The sequence below is a fragment of the Salinispora pacifica DSM 45544 genome (assembly GCF_000378845.1).
GTDB classification, from domain to species: domain Bacteria; phylum Actinomycetota; class Actinomycetes; order Mycobacteriales; family Micromonosporaceae; genus Micromonospora; species Micromonospora pacifica.
This window is the reverse complement of record NZ_KB905359.1, coordinates 2824896-2850842: the sequence shown is the minus strand read 5'-3', so window position 1 is coordinate 2850842 and position 25947 is coordinate 2824896. Positions and strand designations below refer to the sequence as shown.

At 71.9% G+C, this 25947-nt stretch carries 22 protein-coding genes; 12 read left to right on the top strand and 10 right to left on the bottom strand.

Features of this window, described 5'->3' with window-relative positions; all coding sequences use genetic code 11:
* Positions 1–49 precede the first annotated feature (49 nt).
* Positions 50–847 carry an enoyl-CoA hydratase/isomerase family protein gene (locus SALPAC3_RS0112885; RefSeq protein ID WP_026185516.1) on the top strand — a complete coding sequence of 266 codons (798 nt, stop codon included), beginning with the start codon at positions 50–52 and terminating at the stop codon, positions 845–847.
* A 22-nt stretch (positions 848–869) separates the two neighbouring features.
* On the opposite strand, the gene SALPAC3_RS0112880 is transcribed toward SALPAC3_RS0112885, so the two are convergent.
* Entirely contained in the window at positions 870–2396 is a 1527-nt protein-coding gene (locus SALPAC3_RS0112880) for an FAD-dependent oxidoreductase (RefSeq protein WP_018221642.1), read from the bottom strand.
* Between the two features lie 113 nt (positions 2397–2509).
* On the opposite strand from SALPAC3_RS0112880, the gene SALPAC3_RS0112875 reads away from it, so the two are divergent.
* The gene (locus tag SALPAC3_RS0112875; RefSeq protein WP_050563744.1) at positions 2510–4465 is read left to right on the top strand and encodes a potassium channel protein; all 1956 of its coding nucleotides are present in this window, start codon (positions 2510–2512) and stop codon (positions 4463–4465) included.
* A 93-nt stretch (positions 4466–4558) separates the two neighbouring features.
* On the opposite strand, the gene SALPAC3_RS0112870 is transcribed toward SALPAC3_RS0112875, so the two are convergent.
* Complete coding sequence (locus SALPAC3_RS0112870) at positions 4559–5128, bottom strand: carbonic anhydrase (protein ID WP_026185515.1); 570 nt, start codon at positions 5126–5128, stop codon at positions 4559–4561.
* A 312-nt stretch (positions 5129–5440) separates the two neighbouring features.
* Positions 5441–6277 carry a phosphatase PAP2 family protein gene (locus SALPAC3_RS0112865; protein WP_018221639.1) on the bottom strand — a complete coding sequence of 279 codons (837 nt, stop codon included), beginning with the start codon at positions 6275–6277 and terminating at the stop codon, positions 5441–5443.
* 42 nt (positions 6278–6319) lie between these two features.
* Here SALPAC3_RS0112865 and SALPAC3_RS0112860 point away from each other — a divergent pair, with 42 nt between their 5' ends.
* Positions 6320–7531, top strand: coding sequence for a DUF4032 domain-containing protein (locus tag SALPAC3_RS0112860; protein ID WP_018221638.1), 1212 nt, complete (start codon positions 6320–6322; stop codon positions 7529–7531).
* Between the two features lie 37 nt (positions 7532–7568).
* Here SALPAC3_RS0112860 and nagA read toward each other — a convergent pair whose 3' ends face one another.
* From nagA to SALPAC3_RS0112845, 3 genes are read right to left on the bottom strand one after another with little or no spacing between them, the layout of a single operon-like run.
* A complete protein-coding gene (nagA, locus tag SALPAC3_RS0112855) occupies positions 7569–8678 on the bottom strand; it encodes an N-acetylglucosamine-6-phosphate deacetylase (protein ID WP_018221637.1) in 1110 nt (369 codons plus the stop codon).
* Positions 8675–9652, bottom strand: coding sequence for an ROK family protein (locus SALPAC3_RS0112850; RefSeq protein ID WP_018221636.1), 978 nt, complete (start codon positions 9650–9652; stop codon positions 8675–8677). Before SALPAC3_RS0112850 ends, nagA begins: the two co-directional genes overlap by 4 nt.
* The gene (locus SALPAC3_RS0112845; protein WP_018221635.1) at positions 9649–10575 is read right to left on the bottom strand and encodes an SIS domain-containing protein; all 927 of its coding nucleotides are present in this window, start codon (positions 10573–10575) and stop codon (positions 9649–9651) included. Before SALPAC3_RS0112845 ends, SALPAC3_RS0112850 begins: the two co-directional genes overlap by 4 nt.
* 186 nt (positions 10576–10761) lie before the next feature.
* Between SALPAC3_RS0112845 and SALPAC3_RS0112840 the strand changes: the two genes are divergently transcribed.
* From SALPAC3_RS0112840 to SALPAC3_RS0112825, 4 genes are all read left to right on the top strand, one after another.
* On the top strand, positions 10762–11547 hold the full coding sequence (locus SALPAC3_RS0112840) for a DeoR/GlpR family DNA-binding transcription regulator (protein WP_018221634.1): 786 nt from the start codon (positions 10762–10764) through the stop codon (positions 11545–11547).
* Positions 11548–11689: 142 nt separating this feature from the next.
* Positions 11690–12667: an ATP-binding cassette domain-containing protein gene (locus SALPAC3_RS0112835; protein WP_269744934.1), complete on the top strand. Its 978-nt coding sequence runs from the start codon at positions 11690–11692 to the stop codon at positions 12665–12667.
* On the top strand, positions 12664–13677 hold the full coding sequence (locus SALPAC3_RS0112830) for an ABC transporter permease subunit (protein ID WP_018221632.1): 1014 nt from the start codon (positions 12664–12666) through the stop codon (positions 13675–13677). The genes SALPAC3_RS0112835 and SALPAC3_RS0112830 overlap by 4 nt, the downstream gene beginning before the upstream one ends.
* A 240-nt stretch (positions 13678–13917) precedes the next feature.
* Entirely contained in the window at positions 13918–14379 is a 462-nt protein-coding gene (locus SALPAC3_RS0112825; RefSeq protein WP_018221631.1) for a DUF3263 domain-containing protein, read from the top strand.
* Positions 14380–14412: 33 nt separating this feature from the next.
* On the opposite strand, the gene SALPAC3_RS0112820 is transcribed toward SALPAC3_RS0112825, so the two are convergent.
* Positions 14413–14628: a hypothetical protein gene (locus SALPAC3_RS0112820; RefSeq protein WP_018218042.1), complete on the bottom strand. Its 216-nt coding sequence runs from the start codon at positions 14626–14628 to the stop codon at positions 14413–14415.
* Positions 14629–14844: 216 nt separating this feature from the next.
* Between SALPAC3_RS0112820 and SALPAC3_RS0112815 the strand changes: the two genes are divergently transcribed.
* Positions 14845–15354 carry a GNAT family N-acetyltransferase gene (locus SALPAC3_RS0112815; RefSeq protein ID WP_026185514.1) on the top strand — a complete coding sequence of 170 codons (510 nt, stop codon included), beginning with the start codon at positions 14845–14847 and terminating at the stop codon, positions 15352–15354.
* On the opposite strand, the gene SALPAC3_RS0112810 is transcribed toward SALPAC3_RS0112815, so the two are convergent.
* A complete protein-coding gene (locus tag SALPAC3_RS0112810) occupies positions 15348–17693 on the bottom strand; it encodes an AAA family ATPase (protein WP_018221629.1) in 2346 nt (781 codons plus the stop codon). The genes SALPAC3_RS0112815 and SALPAC3_RS0112810 overlap by 7 nt on opposite strands.
* Positions 17694–17924: 231 nt before the next feature.
* On the opposite strand from SALPAC3_RS0112810, the gene SALPAC3_RS0112805 reads away from it, so the two are divergent.
* The 3 genes from SALPAC3_RS0112805 to SALPAC3_RS0112795 all read left to right on the top strand — a co-directional run bounded on the left by SALPAC3_RS0112805 (position 17925) and on the right by SALPAC3_RS0112795 (position 22424).
* Complete coding sequence (locus SALPAC3_RS0112805; protein WP_018221628.1) at positions 17925–18560, top strand: class I SAM-dependent methyltransferase; 636 nt, start codon at positions 17925–17927, stop codon at positions 18558–18560.
* 118 nt (positions 18561–18678) lie between these two features.
* Entirely contained in the window at positions 18679–21525 is a 2847-nt protein-coding gene (locus tag SALPAC3_RS0112800) for an alpha/beta fold hydrolase (RefSeq protein ID WP_018221627.1), read from the top strand.
* Positions 21525–22424, top strand: a complete 900-nt coding sequence (locus tag SALPAC3_RS0112795; protein WP_018221626.1) for an ABC transporter permease — start codon at positions 21525–21527, stop codon at positions 22422–22424. The genes SALPAC3_RS0112800 and SALPAC3_RS0112795 overlap by 1 nt, the downstream gene beginning before the upstream one ends.
* A gap of 30 nt (positions 22425–22454) precedes the next feature.
* Here SALPAC3_RS0112795 and SALPAC3_RS0112790 read toward each other — a convergent pair whose 3' ends face one another.
* A complete protein-coding gene (locus tag SALPAC3_RS0112790; RefSeq protein WP_018221625.1) occupies positions 22455–22721 on the bottom strand; it encodes a DivIVA domain-containing protein in 267 nt (88 codons plus the stop codon).
* Positions 22722–23047: 326 nt separating this feature from the next.
* On the opposite strand from SALPAC3_RS0112790, the gene SALPAC3_RS27125 reads away from it, so the two are divergent.
* The gene (locus tag SALPAC3_RS27125; protein ID WP_408640403.1) at positions 23048–23383 is read left to right on the top strand and encodes a GntR family transcriptional regulator; all 336 of its coding nucleotides are present in this window, start codon (positions 23048–23050) and stop codon (positions 23381–23383) included.
* A gap of 320 nt (positions 23384–23703) precedes the next feature.
* Here the strand turns inward: SALPAC3_RS27125 and SALPAC3_RS0112780 are convergent, their stop codons facing one another.
* A complete protein-coding gene (locus tag SALPAC3_RS0112780; RefSeq protein WP_026185512.1) occupies positions 23704–25260 on the bottom strand; it encodes an NHL repeat-containing protein in 1557 nt (518 codons plus the stop codon).
* Positions 25261–25947 lie beyond the last annotated feature (687 nt).

Below are 25947 nucleotides of genomic sequence, written 5' to 3'. Positions count from 1 at the left end.
CGGCGGCTGCGTCGATATCGTCACCGCGGCGACACGGACCGGAGGGAGAGTGGCGGTGGCGGACGCGGAACTGCTTGTCGAGGTGGCCGGTCCGGTGGCGACCGTGGTGATCCATAATCCGGCCCGGCGAAACGCGATGACCCCGGCGATGTGGCGACGACTACCGGGGATGCTCGATCAGCTGGAGGCTGACCCGGCGGTACGGGCCCTGGTGCTCACCGGAGCCGACGGCACCTTCTGCGCCGGCGCGGACCTCGGTGACCTGGACGAGCTGCTGGACGCCGGTGACGCCAGTATCGCCGTCACGGCCGAGGAGCGGCTCGTCGACTTCGCCAAGCCGACAGTCGCCGCGATTCGGGGCGCCTGCGTCGGTGGTGGGTGTCAACTCGCCGTCGCCTGCGATCTGCGGCTCGCCGCCGCCGACGCGCGCTTCGGCGTACCTCCGGCCCGGCTCGGCCTGGTCTATCCGGCACCCACCACCCACCGGCTGGCCCGACTGGTCGGGCCGTCCACGGCGAAGGCTCTGCTCTTCACGGCGGAGCTGATCGACGCCGAGCGGGCGCTCCGGGTTGGTCTGGTGGACGAGGTGCTGCCCGCCGCCGCCCTCTCGGCCCGGGTCGGTGCGGTTACCGCCGCGGTGACCGCGCGGTCTCAGCTCAGCGTCAGGGCGGCCAAGGAAATCATCGACGGGCGGGCGGACGACAACCGGATCGCCTGGTGGCACGGGCAGGTGCGGGCCAGCGGGGAGGCCCGGGAGGGCGTGGCGGCGGCCAACGAGCGCCGACCGGCCCGCTTTCCGTGGTCCCCGCCCGAGATGGGGCCCGGCGAAACGGGCGGCACCGGGTAGCGGTTTGGGCGCCCCCGCCCGATCAGTGCCCTCGGGCGAGCAGGCCCCGAGGGCGGATCGAGTGGACCGGCTCGGTCGCGCCGCCCTCGTCCCGCAGGATGTGGTTGGCCGCGAGGATGCCGGTGGCGGCGGAGCGCTCCATCAGCGCACTGGGGAAGTCGGTGCGGATGCCGTCGCCGGCCAGGTAGAGCCGGGCGGCGTCGGTGCGGACGCCGGGCCGCTCCGCGTGGCTGCCGGGCGGGAACGCGGGCGCCTGGGCCTCCACCCGGGCCCGCAGCTCACGGATCCGCAGCCGCCCCGCCTCCGGCCAGAGGGGCCTCAGCTCGCGCCACATCCGTTCGGCCAGTTCCTCGGCGGGCACGTCCGGCTCGCAGGCGTACGCGTGCAACTCGACCACCGCGCCGCCGTTGCGCGCCGCCCAGCGGCGGGACTCCGCCTCCAGCCGGTGGTAGAGCGTCACCGAGTCGAGGGTGGGCTGCCGGGAGACCCCGCTGAAGACGGCCCGCCCGGGATCCACATCCCCGGCACACCAGTAGCGGGCCACCGCGTACGGCGGACCGGGTCGGCCGAACGCGGGCATTCGCGCTACCAGGTCGGGGGCGGCTTCGGCGAGGATGGGGGAGGCCGCGACCAGCGCCGCGAGGGCCGGTGGGTCGACGGCGAGCACGACGTGCCGGGCCTCGTACGCGCCGGCGGCGCTCACCACCTGCCAGCCGGCGGCGTCGCGGTGCAGCCCGGTGACCGCGGCCTCGGTGATGATCCGGCCGCCGTGTTGTTCGAGGTGCCGGGTGAGGGGCTGCCAGATCGAGGTCGCGTAGTCCGCCGTGGGGCAGTCGAAGGCCAGCCCTTCCGGGTTGCCCAGCAGGTAGAAGTGGAACTGGGCGATCATTTCGGCGGCGGACATCTCCGCTTCGTGGTTGAAGAACGAGTGGGAGAAGACCTCAAAGAGCATCGCCCGGGCTCGGTCCGGCAGCCGGAGCGAGGTGAGCAGGGCGTCGGCGGTGGTGTCGTCGAACTCGGCGTACGTCTGGATCGGGTCGTAGCTGAGCAACGGCAGCGCGGCGTCTCGGTTCATCGCGCGTAGGTCCCGCAGGCGCAGGCTGGGGCTGCGGAGCAGAAGGGCGAGCAGGTTCGCTGGCGCCGCGGGCGGCAGCTTGCCGAACTCCTCGGTCGGCCAGCGCGCGGACAGGACCGGGTAGCGCGGGATCTGCCGGAGGAAGCCCAGCGTCGGGTCGACCCGGCGGAGGATGTTCCGCCAGTTGTAGTACTGGCGGAAGAAGGCGTGGAACCCGTGTTCGTTGGTCCGGGTGCCGTCGGGCGACGCCTCCGGCCACGCGCCGAGCCGTCCGCCGATGGTGGGGGCGGCCTCCAGGACGGTGACCGGCACTCCCCGTTCGGCCAGCACCACCGCTGCGGACATGCCGGCGATTCCGCCGCCGACCACCACGGTCGGTGCGGGGCGCGGTACGCGCGACGGGCCCCCACCGCCCTGCTCCACCACCTGCTCGCGGACGCCGAGCAGCCGACCCGCCAGTTGCGACAGCGTCATCGTCCCAGTTTGCCGGAGTCGGACCGGGGTGGAGATTGGACTCGCGCTACTGATCCGTCACGATCGTGATCGATGGGCTGCGCGAGGGGTGCCGGCTGTCTACGATGCGCCACATGACGGGGCCCTTCGATCGTGCGTGGTGGACCGGGCGGCGGCTCCGAGGCAACAACGACCCCTGGACCCACTACGTGGTCTGTGGCCACGACGCCCTGGCGTACTGGGTGGTGAAGTCACTGCTCGGCACCGAGCCGCAGCTGACCCGGATCCGGATCACGCTGGTGGTGCCCAGGCGGCAGCGGACGGACAGCCCGGACGGTCGAGATCTCGACGGCATCGAGGTCATCCGGGCTGACCGGCTCGACGAGGTGACGTTTCGCCAGGCCCGGCTGGACCGGGCCGAGGGTTTGGCGTTGCTGCACCAAGACGATGTGGGCAACATGCACGCCGCGCTCTGCGCACAGGAGGTCCAGCCGAGCCTGCGGTTGGTGGTGCGGATGTTCAACACCAGCCTGGCCAACGGGGTGCGACAGATCTTCCCCGACTCGGCGGTGCTCTCCGACGCCGCGATGGCGGCCCCTGCCTTCGTCGCCGCCGCGCTGGGTGAGGTCGCGCCGGCTCACTTCCGACACGGCGGCCGGACCCTCTATGTGGCCCGCCGCGTCGATCTTCGCGACGAGGACATCGTCTGCCCGGTGGCGGATACCCGCGATCCGCGGGAGGTTCGGGTCCTGCCCGCGGACGCGACCGCCGCCGACGTGGTGCTCGCCGGGGCGGCCGGTACGCCACCGGGCACCGAGGTGGCAGCACGCCGACTGCGCCGGGCCCGGCGGTGGCGCCGGCCGGCCACGATGCTGCTCCGGGCGGTCCGCGGCTTCGCCACCCGTCGGATCGGCATCGCCGTGTTGGTGCTGCTGGCGGTGATCGTCGTGCTCGGCGGCCTCTACGCCAGCACCGCCGAGGTGAGCTGGGGGGAGGCGCTCTACCTGACCCTGGTCACCGCCCTGAGCGGGCAGGACCCGGACGCCGCCAAGCCGCTCGGCGAACAGGTCCTCCAGGTGGTCCTCAATCTCTCCGGGCTGGCCCTGATTCCGTTGATCACCGCTGTGGTGGTGGACGGTCTCGTCAACGCCCGGCTGGCGCTGCACTCCGGGCGGCCCCTGACCGACCGTGCCGGGCACGTGGTCGTGGTCGGCCTCGGCAACATCGGGATGCGGGTGACCGCCCAACTCCGCGACTTCGGCGTCGAGGTGGTCGCTATCGACAAGAACCCGGAGGCGCGCGGTGCGTCGCTGGCCCGGCGGCTCGGTGTGCCGCTGGTGGTGGGGGACGCCTCCGCCGAGGAGACCCTGCGTGCCGCCTCGGTAGCTACCTGCCAGGCCCTCGTCGTGGTCTCCACCGACGACGGGGTGAACCTGCGGGCCGCGCTGACCGCCCGCTCTCTTAACGACGATGTTCAGGTGGTGCTGCGGCTCTTTGATGGGCATTTCGCCGAGCGCGTCCAACGGTCCTTCGGTATCGGTGTCTCGCGGAGCGTGTCGTACCTGGCGGCGCCGTCGTTCGCCGGCGCCCTGCTGGACCGTGCCGTCATCGCCACCATCTCGGTTGGCCGGCACGCCCTGTTGGTCACCGAGGTCCCGGTAGCCGCCGGCTCCGCACTCGAAGGTCAGCCGCTCGCCGCCGTTGGTCGCGCGGGGAGCGTCCGGCTCCTCGCCCATGCCCGCTCCGGCCAGCGGTACGAGTGGGAGTTCGACCACCGGCTAGTGATCATGGCCGGGGACCGGTTGACGGTGGTTGCCCGCCGGGCCGGGCTGAACGCCCTGCTCCGTGCGGCCGGCCCGCTCGATGCAGAGGTTCCCGGACCCCCGGCCGGCTCGTCTCCGGAGGCCGCACTGCCCTCGGGTGGCTCGTCTCCGGGGGCCGCACTGCCCTCGGGTGGCTCGTCTCCGGAGGCCGCACTGCCCTCGGGTGGCTCGTCTCCGGAGGCCGTACTGCCCCCGGGTGGCCCGCCACTGCCTCGGGCGGGGGAGCAGGACGGTTCGGTTGGTCAACAACCCGACCCTGCCGACTAGCCCAGATCTCGGAAGGGCGCCAGCACCAGGGAGAAGCCCCTGATGCCCATGCCGCTGGCCGGGACCAGTGTTGTTCGGTCACCGTTCGGCTGGTCAGGAGGGTGCGCCGCTGAGGACCTCGACGGCACCGGTGTCGAGGGAGTAATAGGCGCCGACGATGGCGAGGTCCTGCTTCGCCACGAGTGGGGCGAGGTCCGGGCTGGAACGCAGGCCGTTCGCGGCCAACTCGATCTGGGCACGGATCATGGCATCGATCGGGTCGCTGCCCCCCGCGGCGGCTACCTGTTCGTACGCCGGCTGCAGGGCGGTGACGACCTCCGGCAGGTTGCCGGGCAGCGTTTCGCCGTCATGAAGGGAGGCGTACGCCGCCTTGATGGCGCCGCAACGTTGGTGACCGAGGACGACGATGAGCGGAGTGCCGCTGGTCAGGGGCCCGAATTCGACAGAACCGGTAACCACCGGGTCAACCGCCTCGCCGCCGGTGCGCGTCACGAAGAGGTCGCCCAGGCCGACGTCGAAGATGAGCTCCGGTGGCACTCGCGAGTCAATGCAGGAGAGGACCGCCGCGAAGGGCTTCTGCTCTTGGGCTACGGCCTGACGCCGGGCCGGGTCCCGGTTGGGGGCCTGCGGGTCGCCCTGTGCCCACCGCTGGTTGCCCTCCATCAGCCGTTCGAGTGCTGCCTTGGGTGTGGTGGGTGGTGCTTCGGGGGAGGCGCTGGTCGTTGGCGTCTGCGCCTCCGTCGATGAGCAGCCCGCGAGCGCGGCCACCGTGCCGACGAGCGCGCTGGAGAGCAACGCCCGCCGATTCGGGCGTACCACTCTATTCATTAATTTCCCCTGAACTTATTCATAGCCATACTCTCACCCTTGACCAGGGGAATTATACGTCGAAGCTCCCAGAAGCGGATACAATAGGCGATGCCACTTGGGTGCTGAGCAGCTCCACGCCCTCGACCCACGCGACAGCGGTCCGAGTCAGTTCGCGCGCTCGGAGGTCCGCCGCCGACGGTCCTGGTCGATCCGCCGAGGCAGCGGCACGTCATCCCAGGGCACCCGGTGCAGCACCCGGTCCAGCAGGAGGCCGAGGAGCAGCCCGGCGATCGAGTCCGTCAGCCAGTGCCAGCCCAGGTACATGGTCGTGGCGAATACCACCAGGGGCGGGACGACCCGCGCCGCGACGGCGAGCCGGGGTGGCAACGTGCGCCCGTATGTCTCCAGCAACCGGGCGAGGAGCAGGACGATCACGCCCCACCAGATGATCGTGTTGACGACGTGCCCGGACGGGTAGGAGCGGGTGAACTGCAGCGCCAACTCGTGCTGGAAGAGCGGCAGAGTCTGCTCCGGCGCGAGGAAGGGCTCTTTCCCGCTCGCGCTGGGCGCGGGCCGGGCCGTCGTCACCTTGAGTCCGCCGACGACAAGGTTGATCAGGATGAACCCGGCGACCGGTGGCAGCAGTGGGCGGGCGGAGCGGAGTCGTACGGCGAGCAGAACGCCGAGCCCGACGGCGGTCAGGGTCAGTGGGCCGCCCTGGCCGAGGTAGTTGAGGATGAGGGCGGCCCAGTACGCGGCGGCCGGGCGGTGCGCGTCCGACCAGTCGGCCACCGCCCGGTCGAGGCCGAAGAGGTGGTCGGCGGCGAGGGCGGTGGTCAGGGCCACCAGACCGGCGAGGAGCAGCCCGTCGAACCACCAGCCGGCCGGGCGGACCGGCCGGAGCCGTACCGCTCGCCACCGGGTCATTGCCTGCCGCATCTCGGCCACGCTACCGGCCCGTTCGGCCCCCGGCCCGGTTCGGGTGGCTGTGTGCCAAACCACGCGGGGAGGCGTTCCGGCGGGTGAGGGCGCAAACTGGAGTGCGTGCGGATCACCTCGGCTCTCGTAGACCCGGCGCTACTCGACCTGCCCTGGTCGACCCCGCTGGTGGAGTGGCCGGCGCAGCACCTGGTGGCGCTGCCGCAGGGCATCTCTCGGCACGTGGTCCGGTTCGTTCGGCTCGGCGGCTACGTGTACGCGGTCAAGGAGACCGGTGAGCGGGTGGCCGAGCGGGAGTACGACCTGCTGCGGGCCCTGGAACGGATCGACTTCCCAACGGTGGAGGCGGTGGCGATCGTCGCCGACCGGCAGACCGAAGCCGGGGAACCGCTGGACCCGGTGTTGATCACCCGGCACCTCCAGTTCTCCCTGCCGTACCGGGCGCTCTTCTCGCACACGCTGCGGCCGGAGACGATGGAGCGACTCCTCGACGCGTTGGCCGCGCTGCTGGTCCGGATGCACCTGACCGGCTTCTTCTGGGGCGACTGCTCGCTGTCGAACACCCTCTTCCGTCGGGACGCGGGCGCGTTCGCGGCCTACCTGGTGGACGCGGAGACCGGGGTGCTGCACCGCTCGTTGTCGAACGGGCAGCGCGGTGAGGACCTGGAGATCGCCCGGGTGAACATCTTCGGTGAGGCGTTGGATCTACAGGCGGCCGGGCTGCTGCACGAGTCGATCGACCCGGCCGTGGTGTGCGAGGAGGTCGTACAGCGGTACGAGCGGCTGTGGCATGAGATCACCTACGAGCAGCAGATCGAGCGGGAGGCTCGGCACGACATCGAGGGCCGGATCCGCGGGCTCAACGAGCTGGGTTTCGACGTGGCCGAGATCGCCGTGTCGACGATCGACAACGGGCGGTATCTGGTGCGGCCGAAGGTGGTGGACGCCGGCTACCACACCCGGCGGCTGCTTCGCCTCACCGGTCTGGACGCGGAGGAGAACCAGGCGCGTCGGCTCCTCAACGACCTGGACGCCTACCGGGCCGAGAGCGACCTGGTCGATGAGCAGCAGGCGGCACACCGCTGGCTGACCGAGGTCTTCGAGCCGGTGGTCCGCGCCGTGCCAGCGCACCTACGCCGCAAGCTGGAACCCCAGGAGATCTTCGCGCAGATCATCGAGCACAAGTGGCTGCTCTCCCAGCGGGCCGGCCGGGACGTCGGCATGGCCCCGGCGGTGCAGTCGTACCTCGGGGACGTGCTGGCGCACCGCCCCGACGAGCAGGCGGTGCTCGGGGTGGAGATCTCGCCCCCGGGCTGACTGGCGGCGCGCGCCGCCGTGGACCGACGCGGCCCGGTCAGTCCAGCCAGGTGCCGGCGCGCATCACCCGGACGACGTTCAGGTCGTCTCCGAGCACCACCAGGTCCGCTCGGAGACCCGGCTGGAGGGCGCCGACCCGATCGCCGAGACCGATCGCCCGGGCGGGCGTGGTGGCCACCATCCGGGCGGCCTCCGGGACGGCGACCCCGGTGGCGACCGCGTTCCGGAAGGCGGCATCCATCGTCAGCGTGCTGCCGGCGACCGCCCCGTCGCTGGCGAGCCGGGCCACGCCGGCAGTCACCGTGACCCGCTGTCCGCCCAGCTCGTACTCGCCGTCGGGCTGGCCGGCGGCGGCCATCGCGTCGGTGACCAGGGCGGTCCGCTCCACACCGGCGGTGGTGGTGGCGAAGGCGAGCATTCCGTCGTGTAGGTGTACTCCGTCGGCGACCAGTTCGCAGACCACGGTGGGAGCTTCCAGCAGGGCGATCACCGGCCCCGGCTCCCGGTGGTGCACCGGGCGCATCGCGTTGAACAGGTGGGTGGCGACGCTCGCGCCGGCGGCGACGGCGGCCTGGGTCTGCTGGTACGTGGCATCGGTGTGGCCGATCGCCGCGACCACGCCCTGGGCGGCGAGTAGCTTGATCGCCGCGGTCGCTCCCTCGCGCTCCGGGGCGAGGGTGACCATCCGGATCGTCCCCTGGCCCAGCTTCAGCAGCTCGGTCAGCTCCGCGGTGGAGGGGTCGCGCAGGTACGCCGGGTTCTGCGCCCCGCAACGGGCCGCGGAGAGGTACGGGCCCTCGAAGTGAATCCCGGCGAGCACCCCCTCGGCGACCAGTGGCCGATAGGCGGTGGTGGCGGCGCGCATCAGCTCGAACGGCGAACTCACCAGGCTGGCCAGCAGGGTGGTGGTGCCGTGCCGGAGGTGGAAGCCGGTGGCAGCCCGGGCCTCGTCGGGGTCTCCGGTGGTGAAGGTGTGTCCACCGCCGCCGTGGGTGTGGATGTCCACGAACCCGGGGAGGATCCAGTGCCCGTCCCGCCCGGACGGGTACTCGGCGACCGCGGTGATCTGCTCGTTGTTGATCTCTACGCAGCCCTGGCGGATCACCCCGGCGGGGGTCACCACCCTACCGGTCACCCGTACCGTCATCGCTTCTCCAGGCTGTCGAGGGCGAGTAGGGCGGCGCCGAGGCAGCCCGCCTCGGCGCCGAGGGCCGCCGGGACCAGCCGTGGCTCGCGGTGGAAGGTCATCCGGTCGTGCAGCGCGGCCCGCAGCGGGTCGAGCAGTTGGGCGCCGGCCCGGGCCAGCCCGCCGCCGAGCACGACCGTCTCGACGTCGAAGAGCGCCTGGCCGGTGGCGAGCCCGTCGGCGAGGGCCGCGACCGCCTCCGTCCAGACCTGCTGGGCCAGCCGATCGCCGGCGGCGGCGCGGGCGGCTACCTCGGCCGCGCTCGGCCCTGGTGTGCTGCCGGTCAGCTCCGCGTAGCGGCGGGCGACCGCTGCGGCGGACGCGACCGCCTCCAGACAACCGGCCTGCCCGCAGCCGCAGCGCGGACCGCCGGGACGGACCAGGATGTGGCCGAGCTCCCCGGCAGCGCCGTGCGCGCCGGCGGCAGCCGTTCCGTCGATCACATGGGCGGCGGCGATGCCGGTGCCGATGGCGACGAAGAGGACGTGTCGGTCGTTCTGGCCGGCGCCGAGGCGCGCTTCGGCGATGCCGCCGACGCGGACGTCATGGCCGAGCACCGCCGGTATCCCGAGCCGGGTCGTGGCCAGGGCCCGCAGCGGCACGTCGCGGAAGCCGACGTTGGACGACCAAATCGCCACCCCCGCTGCTTCGTCGATGACGCCGGGGACGGCGAGGCCGAGCGCCACCGGAGTGAGCCCTTCGCGGCGGGCGGTGTCCGCCAGGCCGTCGGCCACGTCGAGGATGGTGTCGACCACGGCCGCCGAACCACGGGCGGCCTGGGTCGGGTGGTGTTCGGTGCGCGCGGCGGTGCCGTCTCGGTGGACCAGGGCACACTTCATTCCGCTGCCGCCGACATCGATCGCGACCACGACCTGCTTCCGGTCGGGTGCGCCGTCCGGAGCGCTCAGCTTCCCGCCCGGCTCCCCGCTGCTCATGCCAGCACCACGGAGCGGGCGAGGTGCCGCGGTGCGTCGGGGTCGAGGCGACGGCTGGTGGCGAGCGTGACGGCGAAGCGCTGCGCCAGGATCAGGTCGGCCATCGGGTCCAGCGGTGTGCGACCGGCGGCCCAGTTTCCGATCACGCTGCGGCACCCGTGGGTGCGGCTGTGGACGAAGGCGGCACCGGTGGCCGCCACATCCTCCGCAAGCCCCGCGGGCAGGTCACCGAAGGCCCAGACCAGTCGGCCCGGTGCGGCGACGGAGATCGGGCCGTGCCGGTAGTCCATGGCTGGGTAGGCCTCGGCCCAGAAGGTGGCGGCCTCGCGGCACTTCAGCGCCGCCTCGTGAGCCAATCCGACGGTCCACCCCCGGCCGAGGAAGGTGACCTGTTCGATCTGGGCGGGGTCGATCGGTAGGGGGGCGCGTACCGCCACCTCGGCGTCGGCGGAGAGCGCGGGGATGTTGTCGCCCAGGTGGGCGCGGAGCAGGGCCAGCGCGGTCGTCGCGAATCGGGTCTGCACCACCGCGCGTTCGTCGGCGAAGGCCAACGGCACCGTGGCGTCAGCCAGATCGGCGGCGAGGGCGGCGGGGTCACCGACCAGGACGGTGGTGGGCAGCACTCCGCGGAGCGCGGCGAGCAGCTCGGTCACCTCGGTGGTGGTGCCGGAGCGCGTGATCGCGATCAGCCGGTCGTAGCGGCGGCCGGTGGGAAATTCGCTGGCCTGGAAGGCATCGGTCTCGCCGTGGCCGACGTGCTCGCGGCGGGCGGCGTAGGCCATCGCCATGAACCAGGAGGTGCCGCATCCGACGACGGCGACTCGCTCGCCGGGCTGGGGCAGCTCGGCTACCGAGGTGGCCAGCCGTGCCGCGGTCCGCCAGCAGTCGGGTTGAGTCGCGATCTCCATGTCGACGTACGACATCAGGGGTTCTCCAGAACGTGCGCAATTTGGCTCGTTAGGCCCGGCTTTCGCGCGCTATTGTGCGCCGATTCGGGTGGCGGTGGCAACCAGGCCGAGGATCGAGCAGAACCGGCGTTGCCTTTACCTAGTTTCGCGCACTAGTGTGCACGCACAATCACCAATCGTGCAGCCGCTGGAGGGTTCGGGGTGGACCGGTACGCGAGATGGAACGCCCTGCTTGAGATGCTGACCGACAGCGGTCGGGTCAGTGTCGAGGGGGCCGCCGAGCGTCTGGCCGTCTCGCAGGCCACCATCCGTCGGGACTTCGACCAGCTCGCCCAGCAGCAGATGATCACGCGTACCCGGGGTGGGGCGGTCGCCAACGGCGTCTCGTACGACCTGCCGCTGCGGTACAAATCCGCGAAGCACTCGGCCGAGAAGCAGCGGATCGGCGCGGCTGCCGCGGCGCTGGTGTCCCCGGGCACGGTGGTCGGCCTCAACGGCGGCACCACCAGCACCGAGGTGGCACGAGCGCTGGCCGTACGGCCGGATCTGAACACCAATGCCGAGGGTGCCCAGCTCACCGTGGTCACCAACGCCCTCAACATCGCCAACGAACTGCTGGTGCGGTCCCGGATGAAGGTCGTGGTGGCCGGTGGGGTGGTGCGACCCAAGTCATTCGAGCTGGTCGGCCCGCTGGGTGGGGCCCTGCTGCGGGAGGTCACCCTGGATGTGGCCCTGCTCGGGGTGGACGCGGTTGACCCGCAGCTCGGTGCCGCCGCCCACCACGAGGGGGAAGCGGCGATGAACAGCCTGATGGTGGCGCGGGCGAAGCGGGTGGTGGTGATCGCCGACTCCTCCAAGCTGGGTGGCCACGCCTTTGCCCGGATCTGTCCGGTGGACCGGATGGAGACTCTGGTCACCGACTCGGGTGCGGCGCCCGAGGTGGTCGCCGCCTTCCGCGCCGCTGGCGTGCGGGTGGTCTGTGCCTGACTCGCACGACCAACTCTTCTTTCGCCGCTTTCCGCCGCGATGCACGGATTGGGTATTGTGCAAAGGGTAGTACCACGTATTGTGTCGTGAGTGCCGCCAACGGGGGAGGTGCAGCTTGACGGCTGTCCTGGAGATAGCAGGTCTGCAAAAGTCCTATCGAAGCCGAAGGCGCGGCACCCGCAACGCGCTCGACGGCTTCGACATGCGGGTGGAGGCGGGCCAGGTGCACGGCTTCCTCGGCCCGAACGGTTCAGGTAAGACGACCACCCTCCGTACGCTGCTCGGTCTCATCCGGCCCGATGGCGGCCGGATGAGACTGCTCGGGCACGAGGTCCCGGCCGAACTGTCCGCGGTCGCCGGTCAGGTCGGCGCGATCGTGGAGAGCCCGCAGTTCTTCCCACACTTCACCGCTCGGGACACCCTGTCCCTGCTGGCCGGCGCGGGTCAGGTCCGCTCCACCCGGATCGACGAGGTGCTGGAGTTGGTGGGGCTGCGCGACCGGTCCCGGGAGCGGGTGAAGACCTACTCACTCGGCATGAAGCAGCGGCTGGCCGTCGCCTCCGCCCTGCTGAAGGAGCCGCGACTGCTGATCCTGGATGAGCCCGCCAACGGGCTCGACCCGGGTGGCATCCGGGAGATGCGGGCGTTGATGCGGAACTTGGCCGAAGCGGACACCACGGTGCTGCTCTCCAGCCACATCCTCGCCGAGATCCAACTGATCTGTGACTCGGTCACGATCATCTCGTTGGGCCGCCGGGTCGCGTTCGGCCCGGTGGAGAAGGTGCTGGCGGCCCACTCGGCCGGCACCGTCCGGGTGCGCCTGGAAGCGGTGGCCGACCTGCCGGAGGCGAGTGAGGCGCTGACCCGGGCTGGGTTCCGGGTCACCCGGGAACCGGACCACCTGCTGCTCGCCGGGGTAGAGGAATCCGCCATGGTGACCCGCCTCCTCGCCGGTCAGGGCCTGTACGTCAGCGAGTTGACCTGGGTCGACGCCGATCTGGAGAGCGTCTTCCTTGAGCTGACCGCCACCGCGCCGGCCCCCGGCCAAAGCCGGCAGGTCGACCAGTCGGCGCGGCCCGCCACGGTGGGTCAGCGCAGCGCAGGAGGGTGGGGCGCGTGAGTCTCTACCGTGCGGAACTACGCCGGCTGGTGCTGCGGCGCCTAACCCGCTGGGCGACCGTGCTGGGTCTGGCGGTGTTGGCAACCGTGGCCGTCGGGGTCTTCCTGTCGAACCAGAAGATCGACGACGCGGCCTGGGCCAAGGCCGAGGTGGCTGCCGAGCAGTACTGGCAGCAGCAGGTGCGGCAGACCGAAGAGATTCGGGCGGGGTGCGAGCAGGCGGCGGCCCAGGGCGACCAGTCGGATCGCTTTCCCGCGGACTGCTCCCAGATCTCGTCCCCACCCCGGGACGCCTTCCCGGCGGAACAGTACCTACCGACCACCTTTGACTTTCGGGCCAGCTTCGGCCAGACGCTGACCGCGCTCGCGGCGATCCTGGCCCTGGTCGGTTTCGTGGTCGGCTCCTCGTTCGTGGGCGCCGAGTGGAACACCGGCGGCATGATGACCATGCTGTTGTGGCGGCCGAAGCGGGTGACTGTCCTGCTCACCAAGCTGGCCGCCCTGCTCACCGGGCTGCTGGCGTTGGCGGTGACCACGACGGTGCTCTGGTTCGGCAGTTTCTGGCTGATCGCCACCACGCGTGGCAGCACCGAGGGGATGACCGCCGGTGCCTGGCAGTCCTTCGCCCTGACCGGCCTGCGTGGCGGGGTGCTCGCCCTGGTCGCCGCTGCTCTCGGCTTCGGGCTGGCCTCGCTCGGCCGGCACACCGCGATGGCGCTGGGTGGCGCGGTCGGGGTGGTGGTGGTCGGGCAGTTCGGTCTCGGAGTGCTGCTCAGCCTGACCGAAGCGAAGTTCATCGAGGCATGGTTGCTCCCCACCTACGTGCAGGCCTGGGTGGAGAAGGAGGTCGTCCTCCGGGACTGGCAACTGTGCCAGAGCAACCCCTTCGGTCCATGCGAACCGGAGACCCTGACCCTCACCTGGCAGCACTCGTCCGGGCTGCTCGTGGCGGGGCTGGTGCTCGTCCTCGGCGGTGCGTGCTGGGCGATACGTCGGCGAGACATCTCCTGACGCCCCCCGGACCGCGCCCGCCGGACCGCGCCCGCCGGACCGCGCCCGCCGGACCGCGCCCGCCGGACCGCGCCCCCCGGACCGCGCCCGCCGGACCGGCTCGCCGTCCGGTGAGCCTTCCAGCCGGCCCGCTTGCCCCGCCGCTGGGCCAGCCGTCTCGTGCGGCTGGCCCAGCGGCGCACTAGGCTGAGGCACTCCCGGGTCGGCCGTACCGAGCCGACCGCCCCCGCGAGGAGGGTCATGCCGCCCGACACCGCCCCGACCGCCGCCGAACCCTCCGGCGACGGGCGACCTGGCGACGGGCGCGGGCGCTCCGTCGTACCACCGCCCCGGCCGGTGCCTGAGGCGGAGGCCGTCGCCTCCGCCGACCTTGAGCCGGACGTCGCGGGGGTCGACGGCGGTGCGTTGGCCGACGCCGACGGCGGTGCGTCGTCGGGCGACGCCGCGCCGGGAGGCGCCCTCGGCTCGACCGCCGGACTGACCGAGCGAGAGCGGGACATCCTCGACTTCGAGCAGCAGTGGTGGCGGCATCCGGGCGCCAAGGAGCAGGCCATCCGGGACCGGTTCGGCTGCACCGCCACCCGCTACTACCAGCTGTTGAACGGGTTGCTGGACAACCCGGCGGCCCTGGCTGCCGAGCCGCTCCTGGTGGGGCGGCTGCGTCGCCTGCGCTCGGCCCGAGCCCGCGACCGACGTCGCTGAGAGGCCGACCCACGGCCGGCCCCCGCGGTCGGATCAGCGCTTTTCGTGCATGCGCAGGCCGTTGCCGATGGCGAAGAAGGTCGGAGCCCACTCGCCGATGAAGATCCCCCAGCGGTCGGCGCGGGCCATGCCCGCCCGCTCCAGATGCTTCGAGAGGAACCAACTGCCAAACGACAGGCCAATGCTTATGAAACCCGCGAGGTAGGCGTGCTCGGCTCGGAGGCCGGTCTCGTGTAGGCGCTGCAACATCCGCGATCCCCCTGTCGCAAAAGTCGGCTCGTGCCACGGAAGCCCGGCGGGCCACCAGTGCTGACGCTACCTGCTGCGATGGCGCGGGACGGAGAATTCAGCAACGGAGGGTGAGGAGGATTCGGGTAGGGCCAACTGGCCGATCTCTTCGTCCGGATCGTCAGTCCGCCCCGTTTGAGCTGGACGCTCGCCGATGAGCCCGGCAGACTGCCGGACGTGGCGGGTGACGTGCGGTTGGAGCCGGTTAGTGAACGCAACCTCGAACCGTTGCTCTCCGTAGCTGCTGCGGAGGCGGATCCGGCCGATGTCATGCCGCCGGTCGAAGCCCCGGCCGGCTGGTCGCAGGCCCGACGGGAGGCGTTCCGCGAGTTCCACCGGGCCAGCTTCGCCGGGTTGCCGGGGCCGACCCGCACCCGGATGTACGCCGTCCTCGCCGCCGGCGAGGTCGTCGGGGTGATCCGGATGACCCGCTGCGACGAGCCGGAGGCGGTCGAAACCGGGCTGTGGCTGGGGCGTTCGGCGCGGGGCCGGGGGATCGGAGCGGCCGCGCTCCGGGAACTACTCCACAAGGCCGCCGCGGCCGGCATGCGCCGGGTGGTTGCGGCGACCACCCCCGACAACCGGGGTGCGCTCTCCGTGCTCACCAACTGCGGCGCGCGGCTGCGCGAAGCGAACGGCCAGGTCCACGCCGAGTTGTCGCTGGACGCCACGCCGAAGGATCACTGACGTTTCTTCGCGTACTCGGCCAGCCAGGTGACCTGGGCCGGGTCCAGGGAGGGGCGTACGCGGGTGCGGGCGACCGCGACGTGGGCGGTGGTCACCGTCGCCGCGGCGAGTGATTCGCGCATCGCGGCGAGCGCCGCCTCCCGGACCAGCGCCGCGCAGTCCGCGGCGGAGAAGCCGTCCAGGTCACTGGCGAGCGCGCCGAGGTCCACCTCCGGTGCGAGCGGCACGGTGCGCGACGCCGCCCGCAGGATCTCCGCGCGGCCCGCCTCGTCCGGCGGCGGAACGTAGACCAGCCGTTCCATCCGGCCGGGGCGCAGGAGGGCCGGGTCGACCAGGTCTGGGCGGTTGGTCGCACCGACCACAACCACGTTGCGTAAGGACTCCACGCCGTCCAGTTCGGTGAGGAGGGCGGCCACCACCCGGTCGGCCGTACCGCCGTCGGTGGCCTGGCCGCGTACCGGCGCCAGCGCGTCCACCTCGTCCAGGAAGACCAGTGTCGGCGCGGCCTCGCGGGCCCGGCGGAACAGCTCGCGCACCGCGCGCTCGCTCTCGCCCACCCACTTCGACAGCAGCTCGGCGCCCTTCACCGAGAGCACGTTCGCCCGGCCGGAGCCGGCCAACGCGGTCACCAGGTACGTCTTGCCGCAGCCCGGCGGGCCGTAGAGCAGCACCCCGCGGGGCGGCTGCACCCCCAGCCGCGCGAACGTGTCCGGATAGGTGAGGGGCCACAACACCGACTCGGTCAGGGTCTGCTTGACCTCGGCCAGGTCCCCCACGTCGTCGAGGGTCACCGACGCCAACTCCAGGGTCGACGCGGCCATCGTGGTCGGGCGGACCACCGCCAGCGCCGCGTGCAGGTCGGCCATCGTCATGCGGGGCTGCTCCACCGTCTTCTGCCGCAGGGCGGCCCGGACCCCCGCTTCGCGGACCAGCGCGGCCAGGTCGGCGGCGACGAAGCCGGGCGTACGCGCGGCGACCTCGTCCAGCCGTACGTCCTCGGCCAGCGGCACCGGTCGGGTCAGCATCCCGAGCTGCTCCCGGCGCCGGGCGGCGTCCGGCAACGGGACGCTGACCCGCAGCGAGAGCAGGTCCGGGGTACGCAGGGCGGGGTCCAGGGCGTCGAGGCGGCTGGTGGTGCAGACGACGGCGGCCCCGGCCGCGACGGTCTCGGCCACCACCTGGCGGAAGACGGTGGCCACCGGGCCGGGCGCGGCGGCCGGGGCGAGCGCCTCCACGTCGGTGACCAGCAGGATGGCCGGTCCGTTGACGCGTACCGCGGCGGCGGCGGCCCGCAGCCGCTCGGCGGCGGCCGAGTTGGTCAACGCGGCGAGCTCCGGCCCCCAGAGCGGCCGAACGCGCGCACCGACCCGGGCGGCGACCGCGCGCACGAGCGCGGACTTGCCGGACCCGGCCGGGCCGTCGAGGAGCACCCCGAGCGCCACCGTGGTGCCGAGTCGGCGCAGCACCGCACCGTGGTGGAAGCCGAGGTCGAGCAGCTCGGTCAGCTCCTCGGCCTGGGCGCGCAGCCCGGGTAGCTCCTCCACCGCGGGTGCCGTTGGGTCGGTCGTCTCCGCCGGCTCGGTTGTCTCCGTCGGCTCGGTATCCCGTGCCCCGGTGGGCGCGGCGGCCCGGGGCGGGGGTGAACCCTCGGCGGGGGAAAGCGCCCCGGACGTCGCCAGGCCGTGGGTGGCCGGGCCGTGGGTGGCCGGGTCGTGGGCGGCGAGGTCATGGGTGGCGGGGCCGTGCTCCCACCCGATGGCCGTCTCCATCGTGACCAGCGCCGCCGACGCCGGTGCGGCGGCGGTGACGGTGAGCAGGGTGCTGGTCCAGGCGTAGCCGACCCGGTTGGCCAGGCTCTGCCGGGCCGCCGTCAGGAGGCCACGTAACGCCGGGTCGGGCAGCACCGCCGGGGGCAGCGCCTCCGGGGGTGGCAGCTCCTGCGGCAGCAGCGAGACATCGTCGCCGGTGGTGACCACCTTGCCGAGTAGCGCGAGCCGAAGCAACTCCGGGGAGATGGCCGCGACCACCTGCGGTGCGCCGGTGAGCACCACCCGGGCGGCGGCGGTGACCGGGGTGGGGCCGACGGTGACCTCACCGCCGTCGCGCAGGCCAAGATTGCCCAGGGTCAGGTCATCGGCGTACAGCAGCCCGGGGGTGGCCTCCGGCTCACTCGCCTCGGCCCGGGCGGCGGTGACCCGCCGACCGGCCAGCCGGACCGGGTCGCCGGGGCGGATCCCGAGCGCGGTGAGCACCTCCGGGTGCAGCCGCACGATGCCCCGTCGGGCGTCCCGCGCGGCCGGCTGACGGCTGGCGGTGAGTACGAGTTCTGGTCCCCCCACCCACCGAACCCTAGCCGGTACGCGGAAGGGGTCTCGGTAACCACCGCGGTGGCGCGACAGCCTGGCCGGGTTCCCGGTTCAGCCTGGTCGCGGTGGAGCTGCCGATCGGTTTCGGCGCGGGGTTCGCCGCCCTCCAGCCTTGCCAGTCTGGCAAAGATTTTTGCGTGTTCGGGTCGTGTTGCCGGAAGGTGGCACTTCCACGTAATCCGGTGATCGGGAGAGGAACCTGTGATGACTGACTTCGACGCCCTCTTCAATGTTGACTACTGGGACCAGCGATACAGCGAGGCCGGGCCGGTGTGGAGCGGCGCCCCGAACCCCGTTCTCGTCGCGGAGGTTGCCCCCCTCACCCCGGGTACGGCCCTGGAGGTGGGCTGCGGCGAGGGTGCGGACGCGATCTGGCTGGCCGGAAACGGCTGGCAGGTCACTGGTGTGGACTTCTCCGCGCAGGCCCTCGCCCGCGCCGCCGAGCGGGTACCCGCCTCCCTGGCCGGGCGGCTGCGGTGGGAGCGGGCGGACATTTGCGACTGGCAGCCCGACGACGGCCCCCGCTACGACCTGGTAACCACGTCCTACCTGCACTTCTCCGGGGCGCTGCGGCGACGGGTGTTCGCCACTCTCGCCACCCGGGTGGCCCCGGCCGGCCACCTGCTGATCGTCGGGCACCACCCCAGCGACCTGGACACCGCCATGCCCCGACCGCCGGAGCCCGACCTGTTCTACACCGCCGACGAGTTGGCGCAGGACCTGCCCGCCGGGGACTGGGAGGTGCGTACCCGGGCCGCCCGCCCGCGCGCCGCCACCACCCCCGACGGCACGCCGGTGACCATCCACGACACCGTGCTCACCGCCCGCCGCACCCGCTGACGCCGACAGCGCCGGGCCCGGCGCCCAGCCCGCCGATGGCCCGGTGCTCTCCGCCGACAGTGGTGCGTTCTGTGTTCACTCAGGCAATCCTCAGCTCTTCCCCCGTAGCGTGAGCCGCATGAGATCGCCGTCACCGGCCGCGTGGATCCGGCGCGCCCTGCCCACCCGTCGGCGTGCGCTGGCCGCGGCGGCGGTGGTCGTCGTCCTGCTCGCCGCCGGAGTCGCCGGGACCCTCCGGCCCGCCGAGCCGGACCTGCGCACCGAGGCGGCGCTGATCACCGTCCGGTCCGGGCCGAGCGGCGACGAGCCGGTCGAGCTGGACACCACGCTGTATCTGCCCCCCGCCGCGGCCGCCGACGCCCCGGTGCCGGCGGTGCTGCTCGGGCACGGCTTCGGCGGCACCAAGGAGTCGGTCCGCGCCGACGCCGAGGAGTTCGCCCGCCGCGGGTACGCGGTGCTGACCTGGACCGCGCGGGGCTTCGGTCGCAGCGGCGGGCAGATCCACCTGGACCACCCGGACTACGAGGTCCGCGACGCGCAGCGCCTGCTGGACTGGCTGGCCGCCCGCCCGGAGGTCGTCACCGACGCCGCCGGGGACCCGCGGGTGGGTGTGGTCGGCGGCTCCTACGGCGGTGCGCTGGCGCTGCTGCTCGCCGCGCGGGACCAGCGGGTCGACGCGATCGTGCCGATGATCACCTGGAACGACCTCGCCCGCTCCTTCCTGCCGGAGCAGAGCGGCGAGGGGCCGGAGCAGGGGGTGTTCAAGAAGGGCTGGGCCGGGCTCTTCTTCGGCAGCGGCGGCAACCCCGGCCCCGCCACCCTCGGTGGCTCCGGCCCGGCCGGCGGCCTTGCCCCCGGTGGCGGTTCCGTCCCGGGCGGCTCCCTCCCGGAGAACGCGGCCACCACGGCCGGCGCCGTTGACCCCTCCTGCGGGCGGTTCGCCGCCGACGTGTGCGCCGCGTACCTGCGGATCGCCACCACCGGGCGGGCCGACCCGGCCGCCGTCGCACTGCTGCGCCGTTCCAGCCCGGCCGGGCAACTCGACCGGATCGAGGCGCCGACGCTGCTGGTGCAGGGGGCGGCCGACACCCTCTTCCCGCTCGCCGAGGCGGACGCGAACGCCCGGGAAGTCGCCGCGACCGGCACCCCGGTCCAGGTGGCCTGGTTCACCGGCGGGCACGACGGCGGCGACGGCCCGAAGACCGACCGGGACCGGGTACGGCACCTGACCGTGCGGTGGCTCGACCACTACGTCAAGGGCGAGGGCGCGGCCCCCGCCGACGACTTCACCTTCTCCCGGATCGCCGGGTTCGACGCCCTCGACCGGGGTCTGGTCGCCAGCGGCTTCCGCGCCACCGGCTACCCGGGCGTGACCGGCACCGGCCAGCAGCCGGTGTCGGTGAGCGGTCCGGCCCAGTCAATCGCCAACCCGCCGGCCGGCAACCCGGCCGCGATCTCGTCGGTGCCCTTCGCCGGGGAGCTCTCGTCGCTGCTCGACGGGGTCGCCGGGGACATTCCCGGCCAGCACGCCCGGTTCGAGTCCGCGCCGCTGCCGGCGGCGGTGGACGTGGTCGGCGCGCCCACCATCTCCATCCGGGCCGCGTCCCCGACCGGCACGGCCGTACTCTTCGTCAAGCTCTACGACGTTGCCGGTGATGGGTCAGCGACCCTACCGAACGGGCTGGTCGCGCCGATCCGGCTGGCGGGGCTACCGGCGGCCGTCGAGGACGCCGAACCGGTCACCGTCACGCTGCCGGCGATCGTCCGCCGGATCGAGGCCGGGCACCGGCTGCGGGTCGTGGTGGCGACCTCCGACCAGGCGTACGCCACCCCGGTCGAACCGGCCGTCTACAGTGTGGCCCTGGCGGGCGGGGCGGTCACCCTCCCCACGGTCGCCAGCGAGCCGATCCCCACCGACGCCGTCGTCTGGCGCTGGGTGCTCGCCGGGCTGCTCGCCACGATCGTGGTCGGGCTCGTCGTGGTCGTCGCCGTCCTCCGCCGCCGGCACCGGCGTCGAGAGAGCCGGGTCCACCCGGCGTACGCGGGCGTCCCGCTCGCCGTCCGGGAACTGCGCAAGGAGTACGCGGACGGCTTCGTCGCCGTCTCCAACGTCGACTTCGAGGTGCACCCCGGGCAGGTGGTGGGCCTGCTCGGCCCGAATGGCGCGGGCAAGACCACCACGCTACGGGTCTTGATGGGGCTGACCCAGCCGACCACCGGCGAGGTCTACGTCTTCGGGCACCGGCTGGTGCCGGGCGCCCCGGTGCTGTCCCGGATCGGAGCCCTGGTGGAGGGCCCCGGCTTCCTGCCGCACCTGTCCGGGCTGGACAACCTGAAGGCGTACTGGCGGGCGACCGGGCGGCCGTGGGCCGACGCGCACCTCGACGAGGCGCTGGAGATCGCCGGGCTGGGCACCTCGGTGCACCGGAGGGTCCGGACGTACAGCCACGGCATGCGGCAGCGGCTGGCGATCGCGCAGGCGATGCTCGGCCTGCCGGAGCTGCTGGTGCTCGACGAGCCGACCGACGGCCTGGACCCGCCGCAGATCGCCGAGATGCGCCGGGTCCTACGGCGGTACGCCACCGGTGGCCGGGCGGTGCTGGTCTCCAGCCACCTGCTCGCCGAGGTGGAGCAGACGTGCACCCACGCGGTGGTGGTGACCAAGGGGCAGATCGTCGCGTCCGGCCCGGTTGAGGAGATCGTCGGCGAGTCGCCGAGCGTCCTGCTGGAGGTCACCGACCCGGTGGCCGCGCGGGAGGTGCTGGACCGGCTCGCGGGCGTCTCGGTGCTGCCCGACGGCGACGGGCAGCTCGTGGTGGACACCAACGGCACTGCCCGCAGCGAGGTGGTCGCCGAGTTGGTGCGGGCCGGTATCGGGGTGGACCGGGTGGTGCCCCGGCGGCGCCTGGAGGACGCGTTCCTGGCCCTGGTCGGCGAGAACTCTCGGGGAAGCGGGGATCGATGATGGCGCAGACGACGGTCGAGCCCGGCGCGGGAGGCTCCGGCGGCACCCCGTCCGGCGCGGCGGCGGGCTACCGGCCCTTCGCCACGCTGCCGTTGCGGGCCGAGTTCCGGCGGCAGGCGTCGCGGCGGCGGACCCAGCTCGCGTTGGGCTTCATGGTGCTGCTGCCGCTGATCATCCTGATCGCGTTCCAGTTCGGCTCCGGCGACGACGACAATGGGCGTGGCGAGTTCGGCAGCCTGGTCGAGTTCGCCACCTCCGGCGGGCTGAACTTCACTCTCTTCACCCTCTTTGTCTCCGCGTCGTTCCTACTGGTGGTCGTGGTGGCGCTCTTCTGCGGCGACACGGTGGCCAGCGAGGCGAGCTGGGGCAGCCTGCGCTACCTGCTCGCCGTGCCGGTGCCACGGGCCCGACTGCTCGCGGTGAAACTACTGGTGGCGCTCGCCTACTCGGCGCTGGCGCTGCTCCTGCTCGCCGGCACCGCGCTGCTGCTCGGCACCGTGCGGTACGGGTGGGGGCCGCTACGCAGCACGGTCGCCGCCCAGCTGGAGCCGGGGGAGGGGCTGTTGCGGCTGCTGGCGGTGCTCGGCTACCTGGCCGTCGTACTGCTGGTGGTGGCGGGTCTGGCCGTGCTGCTGTCGGTGTCCACGGACGCCGCGTTGGGCGCGGTCGGCGGGGCGGTGCTGCTCTGGATCCTGTCCAGCATCCTCGACCAGATCACCGCCCTCGGCGTGCTACGGGCCTTCCTGCCGACCCACTACAGCACCGCCTGGCTGGGTCTGCTGTCGACACCGATCCAGACCGACGACGTGGTCCGGGGAGCGATCTCGGCGATCAGCTACGCGACGCTCTTCTGGGGCCTGGCCTTCTGGCGCTTCACCCGCAAGGACGTCGTGTCCTAGCAGCACGCGAGTGCGATCGGTCCACCGTGCTCAGCGGTGCCATCGGCCATTCGCGGTAGCGGCATGTTGGCAGTCGGCGTGTCGGGACTGCCACTGCCGCAACGCCTGCCGGATCAGCTCACCCTCGGTGTGAGCGGTGCGCGCTTCCCGGGTGAGCCGTTCCAGCTCGTCGGCGGCGCGGTCGAGGTAGGCGTACACCTGCTCGGGGTCTAAGCCGCGCCACCGCCGCCGGGCGAAGGTCGCGGCGCGAACCTGGGATGAGAACAGGCGTCGGGCTCGGTGGATCATGGCGGTCACGTCCTCTCAGGTTGGGTGGGGTGGGGGGCGGCGCCGAGGCGGGCGGGGGCGACCGGCACGTCCGCGCGTGGCGTACCGGCCGGAGCCCGGCACCCGCCCCGGGCCCTTTCCCACGTCGCGCACGTTCGCGAGCGGGCGTTTGGTGGTCGGGGCGTCGGCGCCCAGAGCCAGCACGTCTGCGCTACCTCGCCGCTCCGCCCCAGCAGCGCGGTGGCGAAGTGATACCGGAGTGCGTCTCGATGGGTGCGCTGTCACCTGCTCGGTCGCCCAGCCGCCGCTGGCCGTCGGCCTGGGTAGGCACACTGTTACCCCACTTCTTATCGCCCGTGTTCAATCCGCAGCTGACAGTAGCACACTTTACAAGCAATGCTGGTAAAGACAAGGTTGTCGACCATGATCAAAAATGCGAGTGGTCAGATGAGGTTATGCCTCATGCCGTCCCGCTTTGGAGAGTCATCCGGGATGACCTTCGTGCTCGGATCAAGGCGGGCATCCTCAAGCCTGGTGACAAGTTGCCCAGCACGCGGGAGCTTGCGGACCAATATGAGACGAGTCCGGTCACTGTTCGCAAAGCGGTCGATATCCTCATTGAGTCTGGTGAGTTACTGGGTAGGCAGGGAATGGGCGTTTTCGTGGCCATTCCGCCGGCGAGTGATCGTTGAGGTGCTAGGTTCGGGCGGAGCTCTCGCGGGCTGTCCATGACGAGTTTCGCTGATCCCGGTCGCCGCAGGGGCCTGTCATTGAGGTGACCGGTCAAGGGCGAACTTGGGATTGCACTCCGGCAGCGGCGCTCCGCCCTGCGGAAGCGTTCTACCACGGGCGTCGGGTGGATTCTTCGGGGGCAGTATTCGAGTTCTCCCGCGAGCGGTGCCGGCGGACAGCCGGCACCGCACCTGGGCGGGGAAAGCGGCAATCAGGTCCGCGCGGGCCCGACCCATCGTGTAGGCGAGCCGAAATCGACTCGCCTACTGCCGCTACGGTATTAGCTGTCAGCGATGCGGATGAGGCCACCGACGGCTCCGATGTACGCGGCGCCGTCGGGTCCGATGGAGATCGGGGCGTAGTGGTTGTTGACAAGTGGTCCGGCTCCGGCCAGCCTGCTCCATACTCGTTCGCCGGTGTGCACGTCGATCGCGGTGAGGTACCACGCGTCCGGATGTCCAAGCAACTGACCGCCGGGACGGAACGCCAGTTCGTCGGCGGACGGGTGGGTGTAGGTGTACAGGAGTCCGTTGGCCAGCGAGACCTTGCTGACCACACTCGGAATCCGCTCGACCGTGTTGGACCAGTCGACGGAGCAGCTTCGGTCGGGATAGTCGACGTGTATCCGGGTCAGACCCGGTGCCGTGTCGGGCTGCCTGGCCCCGGTCAGCCCTTTGAGTAGCGCCTGCCCGTCGAACTGGTATCCGTGATTGTTCTCGACGATGATGTCACCGCCGACGGCGACGAGGCTGTTCTCGGTGGCGCTGGTGCCGGCGGGAAAGACCGGCTGGGCGCAGATTTCGGTCGGTCCGTGCTTACCGCGGGCGAACACGAGTACTCGCATGGCGGGATCGGCGTTGTCGGTGATGGCCACGTAGCCCCCATCCGGACCGGAAGCCGGGCCGATCAGGGTGGGGGTGGTACCGCTGCTGTGGCTGATCTGACCCGGTTTCTGGCGGCTCCCTCGGTCGTAGGGGGCGCGCCAGGTGACCTCGGGCTGGCCGCTTGGGGTGGCGTCGAACCGGTAGAGCGCGTGGTCGCTGACGACAAAGACCCCGCCGGACTCGTCCACCGCGATGCTGTTGGCGATCTGCTCACCGTCGATGTCGTGCGTTTCGATCCGGCCGTTGGCCATGTCAAGCGTGCCGACGGTTCCGTCCTTGGCAGCGAACCAGAGCAGTCCCGACCAGTCCGGCAGGGCCGACACGATGCCGCTGGTGCCGATGGCGGGGGTGAGGTCGTAGCTGCGTTGGGGCACGAGGCGGTCGTCCTGGACGGCGACGACCAGGATTTCGCCGGTGTTGGTGGGGATGATCGCCTGGTCGTGGTTGTCGAGGTAGAAGTACACGCCGCCGGCGATCTCGGTGGGGCTGGTGCTGGTGCTGCCGGGCAGGCTCAGGGCGGTGATCGCCTCGAGGGTGTCCGGGTCCAGTAGGAGCAGCCGAGGTGCCTGGCCGGGGGTGATGCAGACCGTGACGATCCGGCCCTTGGAGTCGAAGGTGACTGAGAGACACACTCCGCCCTGCAACCGGCTGCTCACCGTCAGGTCGCGGCCGGTCGGGCCGGGGTTTCGGTACGCGTCGGTCTGATAGGCGTCGCCGTGGATGTTGCTGGAGCCGTTGGCGGCCATGAAGGGATGTCGCGGCACCGCTGCGGTGTCGATCGGGTGGGCTGTGGCCGGCTGACCCGTGAATGGCTGTAGTCCAACGCCGCGGGGATCGACGGGGATGGGCAGGGCGCGTCCAGCCGAACTGTCAACTGTGGTCGTACCAGGTAGAGCTAGGCCGATTGCCGTCATGACGGAGACTAGGGTGAGACCTCGCTTACGTACCTTCATGGCCCTGATTGTCGACGAACTTCGATAAAAGGTGAAGAGTGGCGGTGTGTGGGTTGCATCGGAAAGATCATTCAAACCCGGTCGTAAGGTTCACGATCAACACCACTCTCGCAACGCTCGGCGACTTCTACACCCGATCCGGCCTCAGAACCCCACCGCCGCCAGGCCCGACCTGCCCAAACGAGCACGTGCCCGCGACAGCGTGTGCTCGCTGTGCGCCGTCGAAGGCTGACTCAGCCCCCGCGACCGCACCGTCGCCCTGCTAGACGAGTTCTTCCGAAGTCCTGCAGTGGTCGTAGGCGGTCAGTGACCGGGTGACGGGTGCGCCCCCGGCCTGCTCAGCCAAATCCAGCCGTTCTTCCGGCTCAGGCCCGACATCGTCCAGGCGACCGGCGGTGTGGCGGGCGGCCGGGCCGCCGGCGCACTCGGCGCGCGGCTCAGCCCCCGGCTGCTGATGAGCCTTGCGCCACCACCTTCGCCCTGATTAGCCAGGTCATCTGGAACGGACCGACGGTCGCCCGTCAGCCCAGGTGTAAATCCTGTTGTCCGTCCTGGTTGGCGCGTCCGGAATCGCCTGTAACAGCGGTGCCTTCGCGCAGCTTCGACACGGCGTGCCCGATACCGGCCTGGGTCGGGCTGTCGGCGGTTACTACGCGATCGACAACGCAGCACAGGGGCATGGCAGCA

Bases quoted from the DNA above. Each gene is read 5' to 3' on its own strand.
- SALPAC3_RS0112880 (WP_018221642.1), bottom strand. From the start codon at position 2,396: ATGACGCTGTCGCAACTGGCGGGTCGGCTGCTCGGCGTCCGCGAGCAG.
- SALPAC3_RS0112875 (WP_050563744.1), top strand. From the start codon at position 2,510: ATGACGGGGCCCTTCGATCGTGCGTGGTGGACCGGGCGGCGGCTCCGA.
- SALPAC3_RS0112870 (WP_026185515.1), bottom strand. From the start codon at position 5,128: ATGGAGGGCAACCAGCGGTGGGCACAGGGCGACCCGCAGGCCCCCAAC.
- nagA (WP_018221637.1), bottom strand. From the start codon at position 8,678: ATGACGGTACGGGTGACCGGTAGGGTGGTGACCCCCGCCGGGGTGATC.
- SALPAC3_RS0112850 (WP_018221636.1), bottom strand. From the start codon at position 9,652: ATGAGCAGCGGGGAGCCGGGCGGGAAGCTGAGCGCTCCGGACGGCGCA.
- SALPAC3_RS0112845 (WP_018221635.1), bottom strand. From the start codon at position 10,575: ATGTCGTACGTCGACATGGAGATCGCGACTCAACCCGACTGCTGGCGG.
- SALPAC3_RS0112825 (WP_018221631.1), top strand. From the start codon at position 13,918: ATGCCGCCCGACACCGCCCCGACCGCCGCCGAACCCTCCGGCGACGGG.
- SALPAC3_RS0112820 (WP_018218042.1), bottom strand. From the start codon at position 14,628: ATGTTGCAGCGCCTACACGAGACCGGCCTCCGAGCCGAGCACGCCTAC.
- SALPAC3_RS0112805 (WP_018221628.1), top strand. From the start codon at position 17,925: ATGACTGACTTCGACGCCCTCTTCAATGTTGACTACTGGGACCAGCGA.
- SALPAC3_RS0112800 (WP_018221627.1), top strand. From the start codon at position 18,679: ATGAGATCGCCGTCACCGGCCGCGTGGATCCGGCGCGCCCTGCCCACC.
- SALPAC3_RS0112795 (WP_018221626.1), top strand. From the start codon at position 21,525: ATGGCGCAGACGACGGTCGAGCCCGGCGCGGGAGGCTCCGGCGGCACC.
- SALPAC3_RS0112780 (WP_026185512.1), bottom strand. From the start codon at position 25,260: ATGAAGGTACGTAAGCGAGGTCTCACCCTAGTCTCCGTCATGACGGCA.